This is a genomic window from Xanthobacter autotrophicus (genome assembly GCF_029991245.1).
Lineage (GTDB): Bacteria > Pseudomonadota > Alphaproteobacteria > Rhizobiales > Xanthobacteraceae > Xanthobacter > Xanthobacter autotrophicus_C.
Genome location: NZ_JAIVFO010000233.1, coordinates 1 through 3912, shown reverse-complemented (window position 1 = coordinate 3912; position 3912 = coordinate 1). Strand labels below are relative to the sequence as shown.

General features: G+C 68.1%; 3 protein-coding genes. All 3 read left to right on the top strand.

All coding sequences use genetic code 11. The features are described from left to right. Positions 1-653: adenosine kinase (locus tag K9U41_RS22075; protein ID WP_282642990.1), on the top strand; the 653-nt coding region annotated here is incomplete at its 5' end. Then, positions 650-1984: an ATP-dependent DNA helicase gene (locus K9U41_RS22070; RefSeq protein ID WP_282642989.1), complete on the top strand. Its 1335-nt coding sequence runs from the start codon at positions 650-652 to the stop codon at positions 1982-1984. The genes K9U41_RS22075 and K9U41_RS22070, both read left to right, overlap by 4 nt. Positions 1985-2426: 442 nt before the next feature. Then, positions 2427-3866 (top strand): DUF1254 domain-containing protein, encoded by a 1440-nt coding sequence (locus tag K9U41_RS22065; protein ID WP_282642988.1) that lies wholly within the window; start codon positions 2427-2429, stop codon positions 3864-3866. The last annotated feature ends 46 nt before the right edge of the window (positions 3867-3912 follow it).

The window sequence follows — 3912 nt, the reverse complement described above, 5'->3', positions numbered from 1 at the left end:
GCCTGATCCTGGTGACGCCGGACGGCGAGCGCACCATGAACACCTATCTCGGCGCGGCGCAGAACCTCACCACCGCCGACATCCATGCGGGCGAGGTGGAAAGCGCCGCAATCACCTATCTGGAAGGCTATCTGTGGGACCCGCCGCCGGCGAAGGAGGCCTTCCTCGCCGCCGCCCGCATCGCCCACGCAGCGGACCGCAAGGTGGCCCTCTCCCTCTCCGACGCCTTCTGCGTGGACCGCTATCGCGGCGAGTTCCTGGACCTGATCCGGGGCGGCACGGTGGACCTCGTGTTCTGCAACGAGGGCGAGCTGAAGTCGCTCTACGAGACCGCCGATTTCGATGCCGCCATCGTCGCCCTGCGCCGCGACGCCAGGGAGGCGGTGGTGACGCGCTCGGAGAAGGGCGCCTGCTTCGTCACCTCCGGCGCGGTGGTGAGCGTTCCCGCCCATCCGGTGGAGAAGGTGGTGGACACCACCGGCGCCGGCGACCTCTTCGCCGCCGGCTTCCTTGCCGGCTACACCCGCGGGCTGGACCCGGCCACCGCTTTGCGCCTCGGCGCGCTGGCGGCGGGGGAGATCATCGGCCAGATGGGCGCGCGGCCCCAGCGTCCCCTCATCGACCTCGCCCGCGAGGCCGGCCTCCTGTCGTGAGCGACCTGCCGAGCGCCTCGCCGAGCGGTTTGCCGAGTGATTTGCCGGCCGCTCCCGACGCGACCGACGCCGCCGGCCGGGCGCTCGCCGCCATCGACAGCCGCGCCCCGCTGCTGATGGTGCTAGGCGGCGCCGGCACCGGCAAGACCACCTTCCTCCACGCCCTGCGCAAGACCCCGCGCGGGCGGCAGGTGTTCCTCGCCCCCACCGGCGTCGCGGCGCTGCAGGCCGGCGGGCAGACCATCCATTCCTTCTTCGGCATCCCCCCGCGCCTGCTGAACCCCGACGAGGTGAAGCCGCGGGTGCAGGTGCGCCGGCTGCTCAAGAAGCTCGACCGGGTGGTGATCGACGAGGTGTCCATGGTCCGCGCCGACCTCATGGACGCCATCGACATTTCGCTGCGCATCGCCCGCGACACCTCCGAGCCGTTCGGCGGGGTGCAGATGGTGCTGGTGGGCGATTTCCTCCAGCTCCCCCCGGTGGTGCCCATGGCCGAGCAGGAGATGCTGGGCCGGATGGGCTATGAAGGCCCCTTCGCCTTCAACGCCAAGGCCCTGGCCGACCGCGAGCCGGTCGGCGTGCCGTTCACCCATGTGCACCGGCAGACCGACCGCGCCTTCATCGCCATGCTGGACGCCATCCGGCGCGGGCGCGGCGCGCGGGAGGCGGCGGAGGCGCTGAACGCGGCCTGCGTGCGCCCCCATCGCGACGGCGCCCTGCCGGTACTGCTCACCCCCACCAATGCCCGCGCCGATGCCTACAACGCCCGTGGCCTTGCCACCCTTGCGGATGCCGGCCGCGAATTCTCCGGCCTGCTGAAGGGCGAGTTCGGGCTGGAGGGCGACCGCCTGCCGGTGGCGGAGCGGCTGGTGCTGAAGCGCGGCGCGCGGGTGATGGCCCTGCGCAACGATCCGGCGCGGCGCTGGGTCAACGGCTCGGTGGGCACGGTGGTGGGGCTGGGCGAGACCTCCGCCATGGTGAAGCTGGATGCCGGGCCGGTGGTGGAGATCGAATCCTTCACCTGGGAGCGCATCCGCTACGGCTGGGACGAGCCGGGCGGCCGCATCGAGGCGCAGGTGGTGGGCACCTACACCCAGCTTCCCCTGGCCCCGGCCTGGGCCCTGACCATGCACAAGGCGCAGGGCCTGACCCTGGAAGACGTGCGCATCGACTTCGGCGACGGCGCCTTCGCCCCGGGCCAGGCGTATGTGGCGCTGTCGCGGGCGCGGTCTTTGGAAGGGCTCTCGCTGGTGCGGGCGATCCGCGGGCAGGATGTGCGCGTGGACCGGCGGGTGGTGGGGTTCATGGAACGGTTTGAGGGGCGAGATTGACGTTGCGTCGCCTGCCACGCCGCAGCGACAGGTCCGATGGCGGTATTGTGTTAGCAGTCGCCGATTGATTATTACATATATCGATACGATCCATTTTCTCGACAGTTGACGCAGAAACCTCCCTCATGCACTAAACATCCATATCGACGCATTCTCTTTACACCTGCTTCCGCTTGACACTCCTGAACGGGCAAGGATTTAAGCCGGCGTAGTGTTGCCTGAGACCCAGAGTTTACCGGCCTGCGACTCAAGCGTGACATGAGAACCTGACCACAGGAAATAGTTGTCGGAAGCAGTCCTCGCTTTAGACCAGATCCACTCGGGGTCGTGCTGAGATCTAGGGGCGTTCGAGAGTCCGCAATCAGGACGGATGACTAATCCAAGCCAAGGTCGGGCCGCTACCAGGAGTGGCAGCGTCCCTTCCCATAAGAGAAGGTCAACCATGCTTTCAAAGCGTCACTTCCTCAAGATCCTGGCGGCCGGCGGGCTTTCCGGGCCGGCGCTCGTCCCCGGCCTGTCCTGGGCGGCGTCGCCCCCCGATCGCCCCGGCTTCTTCAAGGCGAAGGACATCGCCGAGGCCGCCTTCATCTACGGCCTGCCCATGGTGATGAACTATGGGGTGATGTACGAATACGTGGTCGACCGGAACTCGGGCCAGTTCAAGGCCCCGTTCAACGAGATCTACAACGAGTCCCGCGTCTTCACCTGGCGCGACACCTCGGTTCCCACGCCCAACAGCGACACGCCCTATTCGCTGGCCTGGCTGGACCTGCGCGCCGAGCCGGTGGTCATCTCCGTGCCGGCGGTGGATCCCAAGCGCTATTATTCGGTCCAGCTGGTGGACGGCAACACCTTCAACTACGGCTATATCGGCAGCCGCGCCACCGGCAATGATGCCGGCAACTTCCTGGTGGTCGGGCCGCGCTGGACCGGCGAGACGCCGCCCGGCATCCGCAAGGTCTTCCGCGCCACCACCGATTTCGCCCTGACCATCTTCCGCACCCAGCTGTTCGATGCCGCCGACATCGACAACGTGAAGAAGGTGCAGGCCGGCTACCAGTTGCGGCCGCTCTCCACCTTCCTCGGCAAGGCGGCGCCGCCGGCCGTGCCGCTGCCGGACTTCCCCAAGTTCACCAAGGACCTCGCGCGCACGGACTTCTTCGAGTTCCTCGACTTCGCGCTGCAGTTCGCCCCGGCCCTGCCGGAAGAGCGCGAGATCCGCGCGCAACTGGCCACCATCGGCGTCGGGCCCGGCAAGAGCTTCGATTTCAAGACGCTGTCGCTGGAGGACAAGGCCGAGGTGCTGCTGGGCCTCAAGGAGGGCCAGCGCAAGGTGACCGAGGCGGTGGCGGCCTTCGGCACGAATTTCAACGGCTGGCGGGTGGGCTCCATCGCCGGCGATGCCGACTTCTTCAAGCAGGACTGGCTGCTGCGGGCGGTGGGCGCCCAGGCCGGCATCTATGGCAATGACGCCGTGGAGGCCACCTACCCGATGACGCGCCTGGATACCGACGGCCAGACCCTCGACGGCTCCAAGCACAATTACACGCTGACCTTCCCGGCCGACGGCCTGCCGCCGGTCAACGCCTTCTGGTCGGTGACCATGTATGACGGCGCGAACCAGCTGCTCATCCAGAACCCCATCGACCGCTACCTCATCAACTCGCCGATGCTGCCGAACCTGAAGCGCAACGCCGACGGGTCGCTCACCCTCTACATCCAGAACAAGTCCCCCGGCCCGGACAAGGAGAGCAACTGGCTGCCCGCGCCGGACGGCCCGATCTACCTGGTGATGCGCCTGTACTGGCCCAAGGAAGCTCCCCCCTCCATCCTCCCGGCCGGCAAGGGCACCTGGCAGCCGCCGGGCATCCGGAAGGCCTGATCCGGGGACGGGGCGCGGGGGCGGCTGGAACTGGTGCCTGGCCTGT